We start from the raw sequence: 20,098 nt of genomic DNA, 5'->3' as shown, positions 1-20,098 counted from the left end.
ACGACATCGATAGCTTCAGGCGACGCCGGTCTGGCGAGTGACATGTGACCGACCAGCACCGTGTCGCGTCGTTCCTCGACGCCAACGACCTGCACACCACGCCCGCGTACCGACTGCTCGACCTCGTCTCGGAGGTCGGCGAACTCGCCAAGAACGTCAACACGTCGACGGGGTACGGCGACGACCCGACGGCTGCCGACGTCGAAGAAGACGAGGTGGGTGACGCGCTGTTCTGCCTGCTCGCGCTCTGTGAGGAGACGGGCATCGACGCCGACGACGCACTGGCGACGGCGCTGGCGAAGTACGAGGACAGACTGGAGACGACGGGACAGGCGGGGCGCGGGACGTAGCGAGGCGGCGCGGCGAGGCGCTACAGCGAGCGTTTGATCTTCTCGAAGAAGCCCTCCTTGACGTCGATATCCTCGCCGCCAGCCTCGGCGAACGCTTCGAGGGCGTCGCGCTGTTCTTCGTTCACGTTCTCGGGAGTCACGACCTGCACGCGGACGAACAGGTCGCCCTGACCGCGACGCTGGAGGCGGGGCATCCCCTTCCCGCGCAGGCGGAACGTCTCGCCGCTCTGGGTGCCCCGTGGCAGGTCGAGCGAGACGGTCCCGTCGAGCGTCTCGACGCGCAGGTCGTCGCCGAAGACGGCCTGTGGGAACGAGATGGGGTGGGTGATGTGGAGGTCGTCACCGTCGCGCTCGAAGCGCTCGTCGGCCTCGACCGCGATTTCGACCAGCAGGTCGCCGTCACGAGCGCCCGGTTCGCCCGGTGCGCCCTCCCCGTCCATCCGCAGGGTCTGGCCGTCGCGGATGCCTTCGGGCACTTCGACGGTCAGCGTCGACTCCTCCATCACGACGCCCTCGCCGTCACAGGAGTCACACGTCTCGCTGTAGAGTTCTCCCTCGCCCTCACACTGCGGGCAGGTGGTCGTCTGCTGGACCCGACCGAGCGGCGTCTGCTGGACGCGGACCTGCTGGCCGCGGCCCTCACACCCCGGGCAGGTCCGGGCCTCGGCGTCCTCGGGATGGCCGTGGCCGCCACAGTCATCACAGCGCTCGGGGCGGGTGACGGTCATCTGCCGGGCGGTGCCGAAGTAGGCGTCTTCGAGGTCGATGGTCAGGCCCGTCTGGAGGTCACGTCCCGGCCGGGGGCCCTGCTGGCCACGGCCACGCCCGCCGCCGAAGAACTGCTCGAAGATGTCGTCGAACGGGCTTCCCTGACCGCCACCCATCCCGCCCATCCCGCCGAACGGGTCCTGTCCGTTCTCGCTGGCGTCGAAGCCACGCTTCTCGGCCTGTTCGAACTGCTCGTGGCCCATCCGGTCGTAGGCCGCACGGGCGTCCTCGTCCGTGAGCACCTCCTTGGCCTTCTTGACCTGCTTGAACTTCTCCTCGGCGTTCGGGTCGTCGCTCACGTCCGGATGGTACTCGGCGGCCTTCTTCCGGTACGACTGCTTGATCTCGTCGGCGTCCGCGTCGCGGGAGACGCCGAGCACCTCGTAGAAGTCCTCGCTCATTCGTTGCCCATGCGTTGTCCGTTGAGCCACTTGAACGGCCCGCCTCGGCCACGTGTCGGATCGCGTACCAAAACGGGTTTCAGCGAACCTACTTGCCGTTCGCTATCACACGTCGATCCATGGCAACAGACCCCGACGCCACCACCTCCGACGACCGATTCGTCCGCGTCGCCGACCGCGAGACGCTCGAAGCCGACGGACAGGCCGTCGTCAGCGAGGACGGCCAGGCCATCGCCCTGTTCCACCACGAGGGCGAGGTGTTCGCCGTCGACAACCGCTGTCCCCACATGGGTTTCCCCCTGAGCCGTGGCTCCATCGAGGACGGTATCCTCACCTGTCACTGGCACCACGCCCGCTTCGAACTGGAGCAGGGCGACACGTTCGACATCTGGGCCGACGACGTCCAGACGTTTCCCGTCGAACTGCGCGAGGACGGCGTCTACCTCGACCCGGACCCGTCCTCGGACGTCGACCCGGCGACCCACTGGCGGAATCGACTGGCCGACGGTCTCCACGAGAACCTCTCGCTCGTCATGGCGAAGGCCATCATCGGACTGGACAGCGAAGGAGGGGGCTTCGACACGCCCGTCGAGACGGCCGTCAACTTCGGGACGCGCTACCGCGAGATGGGGTGGGGCCGCGGCCTCACCACGCTCGGCTGCATGGCGAACCTCTACGACGAAGTGGGCGACCGCGACAAGCGCCGTGCGATGTTCATGGGCGTCCGCGAAGTGGCCGACGAGACGGCGGGCGAACCCCCGCGATTCCAGCAGTACGCCTTCGACAACCGCGACCTCTCGAAGTCGCGGCTGAAAGCGTGGTTCCGCAACTGCGTCGAGGTGCGTGACCGCGACGGTGCCGAGCGCGTCCTCCTGACCGCCATCGGCACCCTCCCGCGCGAGGACGTCGCGGACCTCCTGTTCACCGCCGCGACCGACAGCCTCTATCTCAACAACGGCCACACGCTGGACTTCCTCAACAAGGCGTTCGAGACGCTCGAACACGTGGGCTGGGAGGACCACGCCGACGCCGCGCTCGCCTCGACGCTCGAACAACTCACGGGGGCGACGCGCTCGGAGGAACGCTCCTCGTGGCGACAACCCGTCGACATCGCCGACCTCGTCTTCGACGCCCACGACCTGCTCCCGGACCTCGTCGCGGCGGGCGCAGGCAAGGAGTGGACCCACCCCGAGGGATTCGTCGAGACGCTCCTCGAAGACGACCCTGAGCTAATCGTCGACACGCTCACCGACGCGATTCGGGCGGGAGCGACGACCGAGCAGCTCTCTGATGCGGTCGCGCGCGCCGCCTCCCGACGGGTGGCGTACTTCGCCACGAACAACGAGTTCTCGGACTGGAACACCGTCCACCACACGCTCACCTACGCGAACGCCGTCCACCGCGCGACGGCCAAGACTGACGCCACCGAACTCTACCGGGGCTGTCTCGACGCCGCGATGTCGGTCTATCTCGACCGGTTCCTCAACCAGCCACGCGCCCCCGTCCCGTCGCCGGGCGAGAGCGAGCGTGACCCGGTCGACGTCCGCGAGGACGTTCTGACGTGTTTCGACGAGCAGGGACAGGTCAACCGCGCCGCGAACCTCGTCAGCGAGCACTTCGACGCGGGCGGCGACCCGGCGGACCTGAAGCGGACGCTCGGGCGTGGCCTCCTCCGGGAGGACGCGGGGTTCCACACGCTCCAGAACGTCGAGGCGGGGTTCCAGCGGTTCGACGCGCTGGTTGCCGACCCGACGACCGACGAGATGGAGAAGCGACTCGCCCTGATAGCACCCGCTCGCTACATGGCCGCGCACTTCCCGACCCGGCGCTCGGCCGAACAGACGTTCTCTATCGCCACCCGTCTCCACCGAGGAGAACGACTCCACGAGGTGGAGTGAACGACCCGAGGCGCGGTCCGTCCCCTCCGAAAGCATTTGTTCGCTCGCGGATAGTCCGAATCGATGACTAGTTCCCTCCCGACGCTCGCCCTCTGGTACCTCGGGTCGACGGCCGCCTTCGCCGGTCTCTCGTGGCTCCTGAGTCGGTGGGCGATACGTGCCGAGAACGCCGAAGAGCGCGTCTCACGACTCGGCAGTCGGACGCTCGTCGTCGTCGCCGGCGTCGAAGGCGCTGGACTGTACCTGTTCGGTGCGTACGACCTCGTCACGGCAGGGCTGAACGCCCTCCTCACCGACCCACTCTGGCCGGTGGCGGTGTTCGGCGGGACGCTCGTACTCGGGGCGGCGACGGCGACGACGGCTCTCGGCTGCTATCTCGTGATGCTCCCGGCCGTTCGGGAAGGACGTGACCTCGACCTCTCGCTGGCCGGTAACGCGGTTCGGGTCGCGCGCCAGTTCTTCGCCGGTGTGCTCGTGTTCGCGGTGATCGGGGCGTTCGGTATCGTGGCGACGACGGGCATCGGCGGGTGGGCACCGGTGGTCGTCTTCGTCGCCTTCGCCCTGCTACACGCCGTCACGCCGTACACGACGCGCCTGTCGCTCTCACCACGCGACCCGACCGACGACGAGGCGACTCGACTTCGACGGGCCTGTGAGAGGGTGGCCTTCGACCCCCGAGGCGTCCACGTCGTCGACACCGAGGGGACGGAGAACCTGCTCGTGAACGTCACCGGCGTTCGTGGACGACGTCACCTGTTCGTCTCGCGGCACCTGCTCGACGTCACCGACGACGAGCGACTGGCCGTGCTGGTCGGCATCGAGACCAACCGAGCGCGACGCGGCCAGCAGGCGGTCAAGTTCGCGCTCCTCGCTGGCCTGGCTGCACTCGGCGTCTCGATGGTGAACGGTGCGCTCGCCCGGACCGCGGCGACCCTCGAAACGAGCGTCTGGGGCCCCTTTCTCGGTGGCGTCGCCGTCGTCGTCCTCCTCGCGTGGGTCGCCGGTCGACTGACGTACCGCGCGGACGCCGCGACGGACGCACAGGTCGGGACCGGGACCGTCCACGAGACGATGCAGTGGCTGCTCGACGAACAGGGGGCGTCGCGCGACCGGAGCACGGTCACGAACCTGCTCCAGCAGACCCGCTCGCTGGGCGCGCGGATGGAGCGCCTCCGCGATGGTGGGGAGACGGGTGGCTCGGTCGGAAGCGAGTCGTAGGCGAGAGGAGGGATACGGGAGGAGCAGCGGGCAGGTTCGTAGACGAGCGTCCCGACGACGCTCACCGCCTGCAGGAGGACCTGCGGGTAGGTGAACTCGTAGGGGACGGCGAAGCCACAGACGACGGGGCGGAGAGACACGCCACCGATACGCTCGGTGAGGAGACGAAGCGACCGTGAGACGTGTCAACGGTAGTTCTTGAACAGGACCGCGCGCACGTCGTCGCGCGTCTGGACCGTCTCCACCGACCCGTTCGGGAGGTCCACCTCGTAGCGCGCCTCGCCGTCGCCCTCCCGCCACTTGTTACCGTGTGTGTCGAGGAGGTTCATCATCGCCTGCAGTCGGTCGTTCCCGCCCGACGGCGTCGGCGGAGAACTGCCGCCCTCGTCCCCGCCGTCGGTCGTGTCCTCGCTCTCGTCGCCGCGCTCTGCTGTCCGTCCCGTCCCCTCGGTGGTCTCCGAGTCGTCGCTCGCGTCGTGGCTCGCCGGGGCCGTCGCCTCCCCGTCGTCCGATCCGACGTCGGCCTCGGGAGCGGTCGTGTCCGCCGTCTCGTCGGTGTCGGCCGGTGGTGTGCCGTTCGACGACGCCGAGTCGGCCGTGACGGCCGCCTCGGCCGGAACGTCGGCGACCTGCGACGGTCGGTTCTCCCCGGCGACGACCGGCGTGGCCGCGTCGACCACCGCCGCGTCCGTCGAGGGCATGTCGGGGTCGGCCGCCTCGTGGACGTCGATGAGGTACTGGAGGGCGTCGAGGATGCCGACCTGTCCGTACGGGCCGAGATACTCGGTTTCGAGGGTCGCACGAACGCGTTCGAGGTACTGTAGTTGCTCGTCGGTCACGTCGAGTTGTCGCATATGCGTGACCGTTCGGGAGTCCACCTATAAAGTTCCGTGCGTGTCACCCCCGAACGGACGAACCATCCCAGTTGTTTTATCGCAACTGCGTTGTAACCCATGGACATGGCCGACGACGACTACGAGAACCTCGAACTGACCGTCGCCGAGGGTGTCGCCCACCTCACGCTCGCCTCGACGAGCAACTTCAACTCGCTCAACCCGACGATGGCCGACGAACTCGTCGACGCGACGACCCGCCTCGCGGACGACGAGTCCGTGCGATGTATCACGCTCCGGGGCACCGACGGCGTCTTCTGTGCGGGTGCGGACCTCGCGCTGTTCGACGGCGACGAGCGCGACGCGTCGAACCTCCGCTCGCTGGCGTCGACGCTCCACGATTCCGTCCTCGCACTGCATCAGGCCCCGAAACCCGTGGTCGTGGGCGTCAACGGCGTCGCCGCCGGTGCCGGCTTCTCGATGGCGCTCGCGGGCGACGCCGTCGTGATGGCCGACGACGCGCGACTGGAGTTCGCCTACGGCCGCATCGGCCTGACCGGTGACGGCGGGTCGACGTTCTGGCTCCCGCGACTCGTCGGCCTCCGCCGCGCGAAAGAGCTAATCCTGATGGACGAACCCATCGACGCCGACTACGCCGTCTCGCTGGGCCTCGTCACCGAGTCCGTCCCGAGCGAGGAGTTCGACGACCGACTCGCGGCGATGGCCGACCGACTCGCCAGTGGCCCGACGAAGGCGTTCGGCGCGACCAAGCGCCTCCTCGTCGAGAGCTACGGCCGTGACCTACCGGGCCAGATGGCCGCCGAGACGGATACCATCGCCAGCGCCACACAGACCGAGGACTACGAGCGTGGCTACGCCGCGTTCTTCGGGAAGGAAGACGCCGAGTTCGTCGGGCGGTAAGTAGGACGGCCACCTGCGACCCTCACGCGAAGAGTTTTCGCTCGGTTCCCACCAGCGAGCGTGTGCAGCGCCGTGCCCTCCTTTCGGTGGTCGCCACCCTCCCGCTCGCTGGGTGTGGCAGCTTACTCGACGACACCGAAGAGACACCGACTCGGGCAGTCCCTGCGACGTTCGAGACGACGGTGGACCTCTCGAAGGCTACCAATACGCACGACTCACCGACCGAATCGAAACCCGCAGAAGAGCCGTAGAGAGTCGCTCGGTTACTCGTCGTCGTTGTCGTCGCCGTCCTCGTCGTCGACGTCCTCGAAGTCGGCGTCGACGTACTCCGACTCCTGTCCGGCACCGGGACCGGCACCCGCTTCGCCGGGACCCGCGCCTGCCGCACCAGCGCCCGCACCGGGACCAGCGCCGCCCGGACCGGCACCGCCCGCGGCGGCCTGCTGCTGGTCGTACATCTGCTTGCCGATCTCCTGGAGTTCGGAGGCCAGCGCCTCGGTGGCGTCTTCGAGTTCCTCGGTCGAGGCGTCCTCGTCCTCCAGCGTCGCCTCCACGTCCTCGATGGCGGCCTCGATGTCCGCCTGGAGGTCGTCGGAGACGTTCTCCTCGTTCTCCTCCAGCAGGGTCTCGGCACGCTGGACGGAGCTCTCGGCGTCGTTGCGCGCCTCGATGCGCTCACGGCGTTCCTTGTCCTCCTCGGCGTGCTCTTCGGCTTCCTGCTGCATCCGGTCGATTTCGTCGTCGGAGAGGCCCGCGCCGCCCTCGATGGTGATGGACTCGGCGTTGCCAGAGCCCTTGTCCTCGGCCTCGACGTTGACGATGCCGTTCTCGTCGATGTTGAACGTCACCTCGATCTGCGGCGTGCCTGCAGGGGCCGGGGGAATCCCGGCCAACTGGAACTCGCCGAGCAGTTCGTTCTGCTCGGCCATCTCGCGTTCACCCTGGAACACGCGGACCTGGACGTTGGTCTGGTTGTCCGCCGCGGTGGTGAATATCTTGCCCTCCTCGGTCGGGATGGTCGTGTTCTTCTCGATGAGTCGCTCGAAGAGGCCGCCTTTGACCTCGATACCGAGCGAGAGGGGCGTCACGTCCAGCAGGACGATGTCGTCGACCTCGCCGCCGAGGACGCCGCCCTGAATCGCCGCACCGAGCGCGACGACTTCGTCGGGGTTGACGTTCTTCTTCGGCGACTGGCCGGTGAGCTCCTCGACCTGTTCTTGGACCTGCGGCATCCGCGTCGACCCACCGACGAGGATGACCTCGTCGATGTCGGACTTCGAGTAGCCAGCGTCCGAGAGCGCCTGTTCGGTCGGTTCGACGGTGCGCTCGACGAGGTCGCTGGTGAGCGACTCGAACTTCGCGCGGGTGAGCTTCGTCTCCAGGTTCAGCGGACCGGCGTCGGTCGCCGCGATGAACGGGAGGTTGATGGTCGTCTCCTTCCGACTCGACAGCTCTATCTTCGCCTCCTCGGCGGCGTCTTTGAGTCGCTGGAGCGCCTGTCGGTCCTCGCGGAGGTCGACGCCGTGTTCGGCCTCGAACTCCTCGGCGAGGTGGTCGATGATGGCGTGGTCCCAGTCGTCGCCCCCGAGGTCGTTGTCCCCGTTCGTGGCGACGACCTCGTAGACGCCCCCACCCAGGTCGAGGAGGGAGACGTCGAACGTCCCGCCCCCGAGGTCGTAGACGAGGACGGTCTGGTCGGAGTCGTCGTCGAGCCCGTAGGCCATCGACGCGGCGGTCGGTTCGTTGACGATGCGCTCGACCTCGAAGCCGGCGATTTCGCCGGCGTCCTTGGTCGCCTGCCGCTGCTTGTCGTTGAAGTACGCGGGGACGGTGATGACGGCCTTCTCCACCTCGTCGCCGAGATACTCCTCGGCGTCGCGCTTGATCTTCTGGAGGATCATCGCCGAGATCTCCTCGGGCGTGTAGTCCTCACCGTCGACCTCGACGGTGTAGCCCTGTTCGCCCATGTGGCGCTTGATCGAGGAGATGGTGCGCTCCGGGTTCTGGATGGCCTGGTTCTTCGCGGGTTTGCCGACGAGGCGCTCCTCGTCGGTGAACGCGACGACGGAGGGTGTCGTCCGGTCGCCTTCACCGTTGACGATGATTTCGGGGTCGCCACCTTCCATCACCGCGAACGCGGAGTTGGTGGTACCGAGGTCGATACCGAGAATCTTGTTGCTCGCCATTACCCTCCCATACCGGCGTCGGACTGGTAAAGCTTGCTGAATAGGGCGTCACACACTCTCGTACGAATCGGCCGCAGTCGTGCGGTTTTCGTCACCCACCGCTCGACCCGCCTGCGAAGTTTTATACAGAAGTTCCGGACCAGTCGGTGGAGAACGGCGACGACACAGCGTCACTCCTCGCGGGTCGCTCCGTTCACCGCTCGGAGGTCGGAGACTGCCGCAGGCCCGACCCCGCCTACTGCTCGCCGTCGCCCTGGCTGACCGTCACCTGCGCGGCCCGGATGACCTTCTCGGCCATCTCGTAGCCCGGTCGGTGGACCTGCGCGACGGTTCCCTCGGGACGCTCGCTGTCGACGCGCATCAGCACCTCGTGGCGCTGTGGGTCCACGTCGTCGCCCGGTTCGGGCGATATCTCCTCGACGTTCTCGGCGTCGAGCACGTCGTCGAACTGCCGGAGCGTCGACTCGACGCCCTCGCGGATGTCGCCCTCCTGGTCGAGGCCGCGTTTCAGGTTGTCCCGAACGTCGACGATGCGCGTGACGAGGTCCTCGGTCGCGCGTTTCTGTTCTTCGGCCTGACGTTTCTCCATGCGCTTCTTGAAGTTCTGGAAGTCCGCCTGCTTGCGCTTGAGCTGGTCGCGGAGGTCCGCGTGCTCCTCGTCGGCCTCGTCGAGTCGCGCCTCGGCCTCCTCCGCGCGGGCACGGAGTCCGGAAATCTCCCGAGCGATGGTCTCGGCGTCGGACTCGCGGACGCGTTCGACGAGTTCCTCGGGGACCGTGTCGGCCTCGCTCGTCGCGTGGCCGGCGCCCGTGGTCTCCTCGGAGGGCGCGTCGTCCGCGTCCGCACTCGACTCCGCGGACTCCGGGTCGGCCTCGTCCGTCGCACGCTCGGCGTCCGTCTCCGGCGTCTCGTCGGTCATGGTCGAACCGACGACCGGCGGGCGTTTAACCCGACCGGAATCCACATGGCGGCGCACTCGCTATGCGGGGTGTGACACGGCTCTCGTTCGAGGAGGGGACGGTCCGCGTGACCGACCCACCGGCCGACCTCGACCGCCCGTGGGTCGAGTCCGACCCGCGGACGAAGACGGCCCGCGCACCGGGCTACCGCTACGCCGACCTGCGGGACGCGCTCGACGAGCGTGGCGTCGACTACGAGGACGGCGTCCTCGACACGCCCGCGCTCGACCTGACGACGAGCTACGAACTCCGCGACTACCAGCGGGCGGCGCTCGACGCGTGGCAGGAAAACGGGAACCGGGGCGTCCTCGAACTGCCGACCGGGAGCGGCAAGACGGTCGTCGCCGTCGCGGCAATCGCCGCGCTCGGAGTGCCGACGCTCGTCGTCGTCCCGACCATCGACTTACTGGAGCAGTGGCGACGGGAACTGGAGACGGAGTTCGACTGCGAGGTGGGCCAGTTCGGCGGTGGCGTCCAGGAGTTCGGCCCGCTGACCGTCTCGACGTACGACTCGGCGTACCTGCGAGCGGACGAAGTGGGTGACCGGTTCGGCTTCGTCGTCTTCGACGAGGTCCACCACCTCGGCGGCGAGGGCTACCGTGACATCGCCCGCCTGCTCGCCGCTCCCGCCCGGATGGGCCTGACCGCGACGTTCGAGCGCCCGGACGGCGCACACGAGGTCGTCGCGGACCTCGTCGGGCCGAAGGTCTACGACGTGGCCGTCGACGACCTGGCGGGCGAACATCTCGCGGCCTACGACATCAAGCGCATCTCGGTCGAGTTGAACGAGGCCGAACGTGAGCGCTACGAGACCGCTCAGGGGACGTTCACCGACTACCTGAAACGGTCGAACATCCAGTTGCGCTCGGGCAGTGACTACCAGAAACTCGTCGTGCGCTCGGGGACCGACCCGCGTGCACGCGAGGCGCTGCTGGCGAAGCAACGCGCCCGCGACGTGATGATGCACGCCGACGCGAAGGTCGACGAACTCGAAGCCATCCTCGACCGCCACCGCGAGGACCGCGTCATCGTCTTCACGGCCTCGACGGACCTCGTCTACCGCCTCTCCGAGCGCTTCCTGATTCCGGCCATCACCCACGAGACGGGCGCGGCCGAGCGACGCGACGTGCTCCGACGGTTCCGCGAGGGGACGTACTCGCGGGTCGTCGCCGCGAACGTCCTCGACGAAGGGGTCGACGTCCCAGACGCGAACGTCGCCGTCGTCCTCTCGGGGTCCGGGAGCGAACGCGAGTTCACCCAGCGACTCGGGCGCGTGCTCAGACCGAAACGGGCGGCGGCCGAGGACGCCGACGGCGAGGCGTCGACCACGGCGGCCGTCCCGGCCACCCGAGCGGGGCGAGCGGTGCTGTACGAGATCGTCACCCGCGAGACCGCCGAGGAGCGTGTCGCCGCTCGGCGGCGCTGAGTAGCTCCGAGCGGGCCGGACACGCCGAGCGCCGGCGGCCGACATCTACTTGAGCCACCGAGTCAGAACAGCCAGAAAGGGCGAGTGCCCGCTCGCCGTTCGACGCATGCCCGACGACAGCCTCATCGCCGAGATACGGAAAGCGAGCCCGGAACAGATGTTCTACACGGCGAGCAGTGCAGTTCCCGGTGCGGTCATCGAGACGCGATACCACGCGGCGACCGACCGGGACATCCCGTACCTGTTCTACGCCGTCCAGTGTGAGGACTTCGAGGCGTTCGACGCCGCGCTGGCCGACGACCCCTCGGTGACCGACCCCGTCGTCGTCGCGGAGGGCGACGGTGACCGACTGTACCGGGTCGTCCCGACGCCGGACCTCCTCGTCGTCCCCGAACTCACCAGACGCGGCGGCGCGATGCTCAGTGCCTACTGTCAGGACGGCGCGTGGCACGGCCGCTATCAGTTCCCCGACCGCGACACGCTGGTGGCGATGCGGGAGTTCTGCAAGGAGAACGGCGTGACGTTCGACGTCAAGCAGTTGTATCGCGCCGACGGACCGAGCGACTGGGGCGGGGCGGGACTCACCGACCCACAGCGCGAGGCGCTGCTCGCCGCCTACGAGGCCGGCTACTTCGACGACCCCCGGACGGCGAACCTGGAGGACATCGCGGGCACGCTCGACATCTCCTCGACGGCTGTCGGTCGCCGACTCCGACGCGGCACGGCCTCCCTCGTCGAGGCGGTTCTCGGTGGCCAGCGGTGAAGTGGTTATAAAGAAGCATGTGAGACACCCGACAGTACATTGCACTGTATCGCCATCGTACTACTGCGCTACTAGCGCACGAAGCGTCACACCTGCATCGGGTATTATCCGGGTACGTCAGAGGCACACACCCGTCCACCCCTGTCGGCGGTTTTCGCGCACGACTCCTCGCCCCGGAGCGCCGCGACCGAAGTCACTTTCCGCTCACTCGACCGACCGACGGACGTGCTGACCAAAGACCTCCTCCGTGTCAGTCGCCGCGGTGGAGGGTACCGGCCGCAGTTCACCGACGCGGACGACGAGCGACTCGCGGCGCGCGTCCTCGGTGTCTACCAGGGCCACGTCGGCGAGTCACGGGCCGACCTCGACACGGCGCTGACCGACCTCGAAGGCGAGGCGTCGGACTTCAAACTGGTCCGTGGGTTCGCCAGCCTCCTCGACCGGGAAGCGACGTTCGAGACGCGGGCGGCGGTCGACCCCGAACGTGCTCGGGCGACGACGTTCGACCTCGCGGCGGACCGCGTGGTGGTCACCGAGACCGACCGGGAGGCGACGCTCGCCGCCGCCGCCGAGCGACTGGGGACGACCGCCGAACGCGTGGCGTCGTCGCTGTACGCGGACCGCGAGCGACGGCAGGTCCTCGTCGCGTTCGACCCGCGCTGGACGCCCGACGAACTGCGCCGTCAGTACGACCTCTCGCTGGCCCAGACAGCGCTGTTCGACGCCACCGAGGTTCGCGTGCGGACGGCCGACCCCAAGGCGTTCGTCTCGGCGGTCAAACGCCTGCGACTCATGTACGAGATTCGGCGGACCGACGACGGACGGGAGGTCGTCGTCACCGGTCCGGACGCTCTGTTCCACGCCTCGCGGCGCTACGGGACCCGGTTCGCCCGCCTGCTCCGGACGCTCGTGAAGGTCGAGGACTGGCAGTTGGAGGCGACCGTCGACGACCGGGGGACCGAACGCACCCTCTCGCTCGACGCGGCCGACCTCTCGGTGCCGGACACCGACCCGGTCGCCGAACCCGGTTTCGACAGCGGTGTCGAGGCCGACTTCGCCACCCGGTTTCGTTCGCTGGACCTCGACTGGACGCTCGTCCGGGAGCCCGAACCGCTCGAATCGGGTGCACACGTCGTCATCCCTGACTTCGCGTTCGACTACGACCACGCGCCGTTCCGCGTCTTCTTCGAGATAATGGGCTTCTGGACGCCCGAGTACGTCGAGAAGAAGCTGTCGCGGCTGGCCGACCTGGAGGACGTCGAACTGCTCGTCGCCGTCGACGAGTCGCTCGGCGTCGCCGACGACCTCGCACTGCTCGACCACCGCGCGATTCCCTACCGCGGGACCGTCCGGGTCAAGGACGTCCGCGACGCGCTCCGTGACTACGAGACCGACCTCGTCGCCGAGAGCGCGGCCGCCCTCCCCGACGAACTACGACCCGAGTCGGACGTGACGACCATCGCGGCGCTGGCCGCCGCCCACGGCGTCAGCGAGGACGCCGTCGAGGACAAGCGGTTCCCCGAACACGAGCGCGTCGGGCGGACGCTCGTTCGCCCCGCCGTGCTCGACGACCTCGCGGCGCGTCTCGAGGCGGGGATGGCCCTCGCCGAGGCCGAGTCGGTGCTCGACGAGGTGGGCATCGACGACGCGAGCGCGACGCTCTCGCGGCTCGGTTACCGCGTCGAGTGGGCCGGCCTCTCGGGGGGCACGCTCCGCGAGAAGTGACCGGTCGCTCGCGACAGCTTCTTTTCCTCCCTCGACATATCCGGAACCGATGGCGTTCCGTGGGTTCGACGTGTCGTGGCTTGCCGTCCTCGGCTTCCTGATGGTCCTCCCGATGATCGGGGTCGGCCCCGAGTGGCTCCGACTGTTCGGGGTGTGCTTCCTGCTCGCGTTCCTGCCGTTCTTGCGCTCGGACGACGGCGACCACGGGATGGAGTCGTACGACGCGGGGACGAACGCCCGGTTTCTCGTCTCACAGCTACTGTTCGGCCTGACGCCGTGGGGGTTCGTCGCCAGTCTCGCCCAACTGTTCGGGCAGTTCGTGCCACTGGCGCGCTATCGCGGCCGTCTCCCGACGCCGGAGTCGACAGACCAGACCGTCGCGCTCCGCCCGCCGTTCGACGGCGAGTGGACCGTCGTCAACGGCGGCGTCACGAAGGCCACCGCCCACTCCTGGGAACTGCTCGCCCAGCGCTACGCCTACGACTTCCTCCTCACGGACGACCTGGGGCGAACCCACTCGGCGGACGGCATCTGGCTGGAGGACTACTACGCCTACGGCGAACCCGTCCTCGCGCCCGCCGGGGGCACCGTCGTCGCCGTCAAGGACGGTCTGCGCGACCACCCCAGTCCCGGCACCGGGTGGACCGAGTGGCGGACCTGGGACGTCCGGGGCAACCACGTCGTCGTCGACCACGACGGCGAGTACAGCCTGCTCGCACACCTCCAGGAGGGGAGCGTCTGCGTCGAACCGGGCGAGCGGGTCGAGGTGGGCCAGCAGGTCGGTCGCTGTGGCAACTCGGGGAACTCGACGGAGCCACACCTCCACTACCAGTTGCAGGACACGCCGGACTTTTTCACGGCGATGGGTCTCCCGCCGGCGTTCTCGGGCGTCGAACTCGCCGGCGCGAACGCCGAGGACCCGAGGACCAACGGTCGGGGCGAACGGCGACGCTGGGCGTACCTGCGCCGTGGCCAGCACGTTCGCTACGTCACCGACGAGACTGCAGAAGAACGAGGCGCGGACAGGCCGGCCGCTCGTTGACCGCGTCGGTCAGTCGATGTCGCGGCGCCGACCCTTCGGGACCTGCGAGCGGAGTTCGCCGTGGAGATAGAGGCCGACACCGATGGGTTCGGCCGCGCCGGCGACGTCGTGGCTGACGACGAGATAGCCCCAGTCGCCGTCCCACTCCAGTTCCTGGTCCTCGCCGGCGACGAACCGCCTCGCCTGCTCGTCGTCGAGGTGGACGACGTTCTCCGTCGCCCTGCCGGCGAACCGCTGGACGGCGTCCGTCGTGGGTTTCCAGTGGTCCTGTCTGACCCGGAGGAACACCATCCCGAGCGCCTCCACGTCGATGCCGTCCGGGGCGTCGCCCGCGTACGCCCAGAGCTTCCCCGACCCCTTCTCCCAGAAGGTGTAGCCGTCGAACGTCTCGCGGGGGACGCCGAAGCGGTCGGCCCAGAAGTCGACCACCGCCTCGCGGGAGGGGCGGCCCCCGACGGTCCGGTCGGCGCTGGTCTCGGGCAGTCGCTCGAAGACGTGACTCCGGTTCTCCCTCAGGTCCTCGCCGTCGCTCGGGTCGTCGTACGCCGCGAAGTCCTCGCCGCTCATGCGGTCACCTCCAGTTTCGCACAGAAGAACCCGCCCGTGTCGTTGAGGTGTGGCCAGACACGCTTTGCGCGTTCGACGCTCGGGGCGTACGCCTCGCCGTTCCACTCGGTGACGCCGGGTCGCGTCTCCAGTGGCACGTCGAACTCCACGAGTTCGACCGGTTCCTCGCGCAGGACGTGGTCGAGGACGGCCTCGTTCTCCTCGGGTGCGAACGTACACGTCGAGTAGACGACGGTGCCGCCTTCGCGCGTCGTCTGGACGGCCCGCCGGAGGATGTCGCGCTGGACGCCCGCTATCTGCTCGAGGTGACCCACCGACCAGTCGTCGAGGGCGTCGGGGTTCTTCCGAACCGTGCCCTCACACGAGCAGGGGACGTCGACGAGCGCCCGGTCGAAGGGAGGTTGTTCGTCGCTCTCGTCGGCCGTGAACGGCTTGAGCGAGAGGTTGCGGGCGTCCTGGTTGGTGACGACGAGGTTGGTGACGCCACAGCGTTCGGCGTTCGAGCGCAGCGCCGAGAGTCGCCCGAGGTTGTTGTCGTTGGCGACGAGCGTACCCGTGTCGTCCATCATCGCCGCGAGTTGCGTCGTCTTGCTTCCGGGGGCCGCACACGGGTCGAGGACGCGCTCGCCCGGTTGCGGGTCACAGACCAGCGCGGGGAGGGCGCTGACCTCCTCCTGTCCGTAGAGCCAGCCGTGGAAGTACGGCCAGGACGTGCCCGGCGAGTCCGAGTCGAGACGCAGGAGTTCGGGCAGCCAGTCGAGTCGGTCGTAGCCGTGCCCGTCGGCGTCGAGGGCGGCCATCGCGCGGTCGACGGTGGTCTTGACGGTGTTGACGCGGACCACCGAGGGGAGCGGCCGCTCGCAGGCCGCCCGGAAGGCGTCGACGTCGTCGACGAGCGGGTCGTAACGCTCCAGAACCATACGCCGCGTACCCGGTGGCCGCGTTTGTGCGTTTCCATCCGGCCCCCCGACCGGAACGTGACGACGCGATAGACCACCGAACACGGGAGAGGCATAGCGTTAACCCGCTACCGAGCGATGAGGAGACATGGCACGTATCACCGTCCACAGCGACATCGAGCTGGACTCGCCGGCGCTGGTCGAGGGCCTGCCCGGCCTCGGCCTGGTCGGGAAGATCGCCGCCGACCACCTCGTCTCCTCGCTCGACATGGAGTACTACGGGGCGGTCCGCTGTAACGGCCTCCCGCAGGTGACCGTCTATCGCGCGGACTCCTCCGAACTCATGCCGCCGGTTCGACTGTACGCCACCGAGGACGGGTCGCTGGTCGTCCTCCAGAGCGACATCCCGGTCTCCCCACAGACGACCGAGGGGTTCGCCGAGTGCGTCACCGACTGGGTGGTGTCGAACGACGTCACGCCGCTGTACGTCACGGGCCTCCCGAGCGAGAAGGACGCCGACGTCCCGGACCTCTACGGCGTGGCGACCGGCGACGGCCTCTCCCTGCTCGACGAGGCCGGCATCGTCCCGCCACCGGAGGGCGGCCTCGTCAGCGGCCCGACGGGGGCACTGCTCGCCGAGGCGAGCGACCAGGGCGTCACGAGCGTCGGCCTCATCGCCGAGGCGAGCAAGCAGTTCCCCGACCCCGAGGCCGCGCGGTCGGTCCTGGAGTACGGCGTCGAACCGCTGGCCGACGTGGAGGTCGACACCGACGACCTGGTCGACCAGGCCGAGGACATCCGCGAGGCCCGCGAACGACTGGCAGAACGGATGCAACAGGCCGAGGGCGACGAGAGTTCACAGGCTCAGCCGCTCCGGATGTTCCAGTAGCGCCGCCGTCCCGGCGACTCAGCGCTCGGCCGCACACCACGGACAGAAGTCGTAGTCGTCCTCGACGCGGCGACGACAGTTCGGACAGCGCTCCGTGGCGCCCTCGCTCGCCTCCCCGTCCGCCCCGCGAGCGGCGGTGCGGGCGGTCGGCGCGTCGGCACCGCGGGTCGCCAGCCAGTACGCGTCTACCGTGCTGAACAGCGTCACCGAGTACAGCAACGCGACGGTCCACAGCGGTAGCCCCTCCTGGGCCATGAGGACGGCGTCTATCGCCGCTTCGAGGCTCTCGGCGTCGAGGCCGGTGTCGCCGAAGACGAGGAAGTACGTCGATACCGAGAGGAGAAACCAGAGCAACGCCCGTAGCCACTCCCGGAGGTAGACGTGCCCGAGTCCGGGGTAGACGAACGCGAGCATGGCCGCGAGCCACGGTCGACGCGTGCTCATCGTCCGGAATTCGACACCGGACGCACAAGAGTATTTTGTAGTGGCGTATCCCGCGACGAGAGGGGGTTCGAGGGGCAGTACCCGCCCGTACGGCCCCTCCCGGTTCGCCGGTCGCCGGTCACCGGAGGCGGTCGACGAGGCCACGGAGCGTCCCGAGGTCGTACTGGCCGGGGGCGGTCGCACGCTCGGCGGCGACGGGTGCGTACCCGAGACACGACCCGTAGACGGGTGCGACCGCCCGCGAGTGACGACCCACCGCACCCATCGCCATCGTCGCAACCCGCTCTCCGGCCGCGGTCTGCGCGTTCGTCAGCGCGAGCAGGCGAAGCACGTCCTCGCGCGACTCGGCGGTGACCGCGAGTTTCGCCACGTCTCCGAACTCGTGGGCCTGGTCGAGGAGTCGAGCGCACTCCGCCCGCGACGGCGTCTCCTCGAAGTCGTGTATCGAGACGACGACCGACGCACCGTGTTCGCGGGCGTGAGCGACCGCCCAGAGCGCGTCGTCGTTCCGTGCCCCGACGACGGCCGCGAGTTCCACGTCGACGGCCTCGACCGAGGGGTGTTCGGCCGCCACGGCCAGTTCGACGAGTCGGTCCTCGTCGTCCGGGGCCTCACCACCCTCCCACTCGACCCGGTTGGTCGCGAGAATCGGGAGCGTCCCGTCGTAGTCGTCGAGCGCACCCAGCGGGTCGCTCGCGGCGTCCATGCGGAACTCGACGGCGTCGGCGTGGTCGCGGGCGGCGGGTTCCTCGCCGAGGTCGGCCGTGCTCGCCGCGAGGACGAAGTCGTCGAAGTTCATACCCGTCGTTCCGGGCCGACCTTCAAAACTCGACCGGGCTGTGTTCACAGGTCCAGCGTCGCGTCGCGGCCGTCCCCTCGGCCGCTCCGGCGTCGGTCACGCCCCCTTCGGTCGCCCCCACGACCGGGTCGGTGGTGACCCCGCCGTCGGCCTCGGTGACGCCGTCGACGGCGTACAGTCGGACGCGCCGCTCCTGTTTCGTCACGACGCCGAAGTCGTAGTGTTCGGCCTCGTAGTTGGTCTCGTGGTCGGCGGCGAACGCGGCGTGACGTTCCAGTCGGTCGGTCGCCCGCTCGCGGGTCCGTTCGGGGAGGTCGGCCAAACGGTCGACGAACGCGTCGACGAGTCCCGCGTCGAGTTCCACGCCGACGGAGTCCCGACCGGCGACCATCGCCGCCAGCGCCGTCGTTCCGGTCCCCCAGAACGGGTCGAACACCCGGTCGCCGTACGTCGAGAACATCCGAATCAGTCGCAGGGGGAGTTCGAGCGGGTAGGCCGCCGAGCGCTCGCGGGCCTGCTCGGAGAGCCGCTGGTCGGTGCCGGTGAACGTCCAGAGGTCCGAGAACCACTGGTTGCGCTCCTCCCAGAAGTACGCCGCCTCGTAACGGTCGTCGGCCTTCGGTTCGAGCGTTCGGGGGCCACCGTTGCGAAAGAGGAGAATCTGCTCGTGTTCGAGCGTCGGGTAGGCGTTCGGTGGGAGCATCCCCGATCCCATGAACTTCGTCCCGCTGTTGGTCGGTTTTCGCCAGCGGATGCCCGGTAACTGCGTGAGACCCTGGTCCCGGAGTCGGCCGGCGAGTTCCGCGCCGTTGGGGTAGAGCGCGAACTCCTCCAGCGTGCGGGTGGCGTCGCCGACGTTGACGCAGGCGACACCGCCGGGCGCGAGGACACGAGCGAGTTCGCCCCACACCGCGTCGAGCGCCTCGTGCATCAGGTCGAACGCACGCTCGCCGTCGGCGTCGGCGAGCGCTTCCTCGACCGTCGGGTTGAGGGCACAGAAGAGGTCGTCCCACATCTCGATCATCGGGTAGGGCGGCGAGGTGACCACGAGGTCCACGGAGTCGTCGGCGAGCGGCAGCGTCCGTGCGTCGGCGACGTGGACCTCGTGGTCGGTCTGCATGGTCGGGAGTCGACGTCGACGACCTAGTGCCTTGCGGTCACGAAGGACGCGGAGAGAGGGGCCCGCCCCGACCGGGTCGGGACGCGAGACGGTCGAGACGGCGGGAGAATCGAGGGGTGTCGTCGTAGTGCGCGAACCGGCTTACAGCGGGATGTCCTGCTCGGCTTCGAGCAGTTCGTGGTAGCGGTTGCGGATGGTGACCTCGGAGATGTCGGCGACCTCGCTGACGGCGGCCTGCGTCGTCTTCTCGTTGGTCAGGAGCGCGGCGGCGTAGACGGCGGCCGCGGCGAGGCCGACCGGCGACTTCCCGGAGTGGACGCCCTTCTCCTTGGCGTTGCGCAGGAGCTGACGCGCACGGTTCTCCGCCTCGTCGGAGAGGCCCAGCGCGCTGGCGAACCGCGGCACGTAGCTCTCGGGGTCGGCGGGTTTCACTTCGAGACCGAGCTCGCGGACGACGTAGCGGTAGGTGCGGGCGATTTCGGACTTCTCGACGCGGCTCACGTCCGCGATTTCGTCGAGGCTGCGCGGGACGCCGGCCTGTCGCGCGGCGGCGTACACCGCCGAGGTGGCGACGCCTTCGATGGACCGGCCCGGCAGGAGGTTCTCGTCGAGCGCCCGGCGGTAGATGACGCTGGCGGTCTCCCGAACGTTCTCGGGGAGGCCGAGCGCCGAGGCCATGCGGTCGATCTCCCCGAGCGCCTGCTTGAGGTTGCGCTCCTTGGAGTCGCGCGTGCGGAAGCGCTCGTTCCACTTCCGGAGGCGCTGCATCTTCGCGCGCTGACGGCTCCCGAGGGAGTTGCCGTAGGCGTCCTTGTCGCGCCAGTCGATGTTCGTCGAGAGCCCCTTGTCGTGCATCATGTTCGTCGTCGGCGCACCGACACGGGACTTTT

The 20,098-nt window shown here is 68.8% G+C and carries 20 protein-coding genes; 10 read left to right on the top strand and 10 right to left on the bottom strand.

What is annotated here, in order from left to right; all coding sequences use genetic code 11:
- Nucleotides 1–44: 44 nt before the first annotated feature.
- A complete protein-coding gene (locus GQS65_RS14260; RefSeq protein WP_368280205.1) occupies nucleotides 45–350 on the top strand; it encodes a MazG-like family protein in 306 nt (101 codons plus the stop codon).
- Nucleotides 351–370: 20 nt separating this feature from the next.
- Here GQS65_RS14260 and dnaJ read toward each other — a convergent pair whose 3' ends face one another.
- Nucleotides 371–1,519, bottom strand: a complete 1,149-nt coding sequence (gene dnaJ, locus GQS65_RS14255) for a molecular chaperone DnaJ (RefSeq protein WP_158205306.1) — start codon at nucleotides 1,517–1,519, stop codon at nucleotides 371–373.
- Between the two features lie 119 nt (nucleotides 1,520–1,638).
- Here dnaJ and GQS65_RS14250 point away from each other — a divergent pair, with 119 nt between their 5' ends.
- Nucleotides 1,639–3,417 (top strand): Rieske (2Fe-2S) protein, encoded by a 1,779-nt coding sequence (locus GQS65_RS14250; protein WP_158205305.1) that lies wholly within the window; start codon nucleotides 1,639–1,641, stop codon nucleotides 3,415–3,417.
- A gap of 63 nt (nucleotides 3,418–3,480) precedes the next feature.
- Nucleotides 3,481–4,635 (top strand): hypothetical protein, encoded by a 1,155-nt coding sequence (locus tag GQS65_RS14245; protein ID WP_158205304.1) that lies wholly within the window; start codon nucleotides 3,481–3,483, stop codon nucleotides 4,633–4,635.
- A gap of 185 nt (nucleotides 4,636–4,820) precedes the next feature.
- On the opposite strand, the gene GQS65_RS14240 is transcribed toward GQS65_RS14245, so the two are convergent.
- Nucleotides 4,821–5,489 carry a hypothetical protein gene (locus tag GQS65_RS14240; protein ID WP_158205303.1) on the bottom strand — a complete coding sequence of 223 codons (669 nt, stop codon included), beginning with the start codon at nucleotides 5,487–5,489 and terminating at the stop codon, nucleotides 4,821–4,823.
- 105 nt (nucleotides 5,490–5,594) lie between these two features.
- On the opposite strand from GQS65_RS14240, the gene GQS65_RS14235 reads away from it, so the two are divergent.
- Both GQS65_RS14235 and GQS65_RS14230 read left to right on the top strand, forming a co-directional pair.
- Complete coding sequence (locus GQS65_RS14235; RefSeq protein ID WP_158205302.1) at nucleotides 5,595–6,389, top strand: enoyl-CoA hydratase/isomerase family protein; 795 nt, start codon at nucleotides 5,595–5,597, stop codon at nucleotides 6,387–6,389.
- A 62-nt stretch (nucleotides 6,390–6,451) separates the two neighbouring features.
- Complete coding sequence (locus GQS65_RS14230) at nucleotides 6,452–6,640, top strand: hypothetical protein (RefSeq protein WP_158205301.1); 189 nt, start codon at nucleotides 6,452–6,454, stop codon at nucleotides 6,638–6,640.
- A gap of 12 nt (nucleotides 6,641–6,652) precedes the next feature.
- Here GQS65_RS14230 and dnaK read toward each other — a convergent pair whose 3' ends face one another.
- On the bottom strand, nucleotides 6,653–8,575 hold the full coding sequence (gene dnaK, locus GQS65_RS14225) for a molecular chaperone DnaK (protein WP_158205300.1): 1,923 nt from the start codon (nucleotides 8,573–8,575) through the stop codon (nucleotides 6,653–6,655).
- Nucleotides 8,576–8,810: 235 nt separating this feature from the next.
- Complete coding sequence (locus GQS65_RS14220; RefSeq protein WP_158205299.1) at nucleotides 8,811–9,494, bottom strand: nucleotide exchange factor GrpE; 684 nt, start codon at nucleotides 9,492–9,494, stop codon at nucleotides 8,811–8,813.
- A gap of 71 nt (nucleotides 9,495–9,565) precedes the next feature.
- On the opposite strand from GQS65_RS14220, the gene GQS65_RS14215 reads away from it, so the two are divergent.
- The 4 genes from GQS65_RS14215 to GQS65_RS14200 all read left to right on the top strand — a co-directional run bounded on the left by GQS65_RS14215 (nucleotide 9,566) and on the right by GQS65_RS14200 (nucleotide 14,490).
- Nucleotides 9,566–10,960, top strand: coding sequence for a DEAD/DEAH box helicase family protein (locus GQS65_RS14215; protein ID WP_368280201.1), 1,395 nt, complete (start codon nucleotides 9,566–9,568; stop codon nucleotides 10,958–10,960).
- 106 nt (nucleotides 10,961–11,066) lie between these two features.
- Nucleotides 11,067–11,723, top strand: coding sequence for a helix-turn-helix domain-containing protein (locus GQS65_RS14210; RefSeq protein ID WP_158205297.1), 657 nt, complete (start codon nucleotides 11,067–11,069; stop codon nucleotides 11,721–11,723).
- A 225-nt stretch (nucleotides 11,724–11,948) separates the two neighbouring features.
- Nucleotides 11,949–13,448: a DUF790 family protein gene (locus GQS65_RS14205; protein WP_368280199.1), complete on the top strand. Its 1,500-nt coding sequence runs from the start codon at nucleotides 11,949–11,951 to the stop codon at nucleotides 13,446–13,448.
- A gap of 49 nt (nucleotides 13,449–13,497) precedes the next feature.
- Complete coding sequence (locus GQS65_RS14200; RefSeq protein ID WP_158205296.1) at nucleotides 13,498–14,490, top strand: M23 family metallopeptidase; 993 nt, start codon at nucleotides 13,498–13,500, stop codon at nucleotides 14,488–14,490.
- A gap of 9 nt (nucleotides 14,491–14,499) precedes the next feature.
- On the opposite strand, the gene GQS65_RS14195 is transcribed toward GQS65_RS14200, so the two are convergent.
- Together GQS65_RS14195 and GQS65_RS14190 are read right to left on the bottom strand one after the other, a co-directional pair.
- Nucleotides 14,500–15,057 (bottom strand): DUF7122 family protein, encoded by a 558-nt coding sequence (locus GQS65_RS14195; RefSeq protein ID WP_158205295.1) that lies wholly within the window; start codon nucleotides 15,055–15,057, stop codon nucleotides 14,500–14,502.
- Nucleotides 15,054–15,977 carry an RsmB/NOP family class I SAM-dependent RNA methyltransferase gene (locus tag GQS65_RS14190; protein ID WP_158205294.1) on the bottom strand — a complete coding sequence of 308 codons (924 nt, stop codon included), beginning with the start codon at nucleotides 15,975–15,977 and terminating at the stop codon, nucleotides 15,054–15,056. Before GQS65_RS14190 ends, GQS65_RS14195 begins: the two co-directional genes overlap by 4 nt.
- A 127-nt stretch (nucleotides 15,978–16,104) precedes the next feature.
- Here GQS65_RS14190 and GQS65_RS14185 point away from each other — a divergent pair, with 127 nt between their 5' ends.
- Nucleotides 16,105–16,845: a proteasome assembly chaperone family protein gene (locus tag GQS65_RS14185; RefSeq protein WP_158205293.1), complete on the top strand. Its 741-nt coding sequence runs from the start codon at nucleotides 16,105–16,107 to the stop codon at nucleotides 16,843–16,845.
- Nucleotides 16,846–16,863: 18 nt separating this feature from the next.
- Here the strand turns inward: GQS65_RS14185 and GQS65_RS14180 are convergent, their stop codons facing one another.
- From GQS65_RS14180 to GQS65_RS14165, 4 genes are all read right to left on the bottom strand, one after another.
- A complete protein-coding gene (locus tag GQS65_RS14180) occupies nucleotides 16,864–17,289 on the bottom strand; it encodes a DUF6677 family protein (RefSeq protein ID WP_158205292.1) in 426 nt (141 codons plus the stop codon).
- Nucleotides 17,290–17,407: 118 nt separating this feature from the next.
- Nucleotides 17,408–18,088: a type I 3-dehydroquinate dehydratase gene (locus GQS65_RS14175; RefSeq protein ID WP_158205291.1), complete on the bottom strand. Its 681-nt coding sequence runs from the start codon at nucleotides 18,086–18,088 to the stop codon at nucleotides 17,408–17,410.
- Between the two features lie 22 nt (nucleotides 18,089–18,110).
- Nucleotides 18,111–19,208, bottom strand: a complete 1,098-nt coding sequence (locus tag GQS65_RS14170) for a DNA-methyltransferase (RefSeq protein WP_158205290.1) — start codon at nucleotides 19,206–19,208, stop codon at nucleotides 18,111–18,113.
- A 141-nt stretch (nucleotides 19,209–19,349) separates the two neighbouring features.
- On the bottom strand, nucleotides 19,350–20,098 hold a 749-nt coding region (locus GQS65_RS14165; RefSeq protein ID WP_158205289.1), incomplete at its 5' end, for a transcription initiation factor IIB.

This window comes from Halomarina oriensis (genome assembly GCF_009791395.1).
GTDB classification, from domain to species: domain Archaea; phylum Halobacteriota; class Halobacteria; order Halobacteriales; family Haloarculaceae; genus Halomarina; species Halomarina oriensis.
Note: the sequence above shows the minus strand (reverse complement) of the source record. Positions and strands in the feature narration are given on the sequence as shown.

Bases quoted from the DNA above. Each gene is read 5' to 3' on its own strand.
- GQS65_RS14210 (WP_158205297.1), top strand. From the start codon at position 11,067: ATGCCCGACGACAGCCTCATCGCCGAGATACGGAAAGCGAGCCCGGAA.
- GQS65_RS14220 (WP_158205299.1), bottom strand. From the start codon at position 9,494: ATGACCGACGAGACGCCGGAGACGGACGCCGAGCGTGCGACGGACGAG.
- GQS65_RS14175 (WP_158205291.1), bottom strand. From the start codon at position 18,088: ATGAACTTCGACGACTTCGTCCTCGCGGCGAGCACGGCCGACCTCGGC.
- GQS65_RS14235 (WP_158205302.1), top strand. From the start codon at position 5,595: ATGGCCGACGACGACTACGAGAACCTCGAACTGACCGTCGCCGAGGGT.
- GQS65_RS14180 (WP_158205292.1), bottom strand. From the start codon at position 17,289: ATGAGCACGCGTCGACCGTGGCTCGCGGCCATGCTCGCGTTCGTCTAC.
- GQS65_RS14245 (WP_158205304.1), top strand. From the start codon at position 3,481: ATGACTAGTTCCCTCCCGACGCTCGCCCTCTGGTACCTCGGGTCGACG.
- GQS65_RS14190 (WP_158205294.1), bottom strand. From the start codon at position 15,977: ATGGTTCTGGAGCGTTACGACCCGCTCGTCGACGACGTCGACGCCTTC.
- GQS65_RS14200 (WP_158205296.1), top strand. From the start codon at position 13,498: ATGGCGTTCCGTGGGTTCGACGTGTCGTGGCTTGCCGTCCTCGGCTTC.
- GQS65_RS14185 (WP_158205293.1), top strand. From the start codon at position 16,105: ATGGCACGTATCACCGTCCACAGCGACATCGAGCTGGACTCGCCGGCG.
- dnaJ (WP_158205306.1), bottom strand. From the start codon at position 1,519: ATGAGCGAGGACTTCTACGAGGTGCTCGGCGTCTCCCGCGACGCGGAC.
- GQS65_RS14240 (WP_158205303.1), bottom strand. From the start codon at position 5,489: ATGCGACAACTCGACGTGACCGACGAGCAACTACAGTACCTCGAACGC.
- GQS65_RS14170 (WP_158205290.1), bottom strand. From the start codon at position 19,208: ATGCAGACCGACCACGAGGTCCACGTCGCCGACGCACGGACGCTGCCG.
- GQS65_RS14195 (WP_158205295.1), bottom strand. From the start codon at position 15,057: ATGAGCGGCGAGGACTTCGCGGCGTACGACGACCCGAGCGACGGCGAG.
- dnaK (WP_158205300.1), bottom strand. From the start codon at position 8,575: ATGGCGAGCAACAAGATTCTCGGTATCGACCTCGGTACCACCAACTCC.
- GQS65_RS14250 (WP_158205305.1), top strand. From the start codon at position 1,639: ATGGCAACAGACCCCGACGCCACCACCTCCGACGACCGATTCGTCCGC.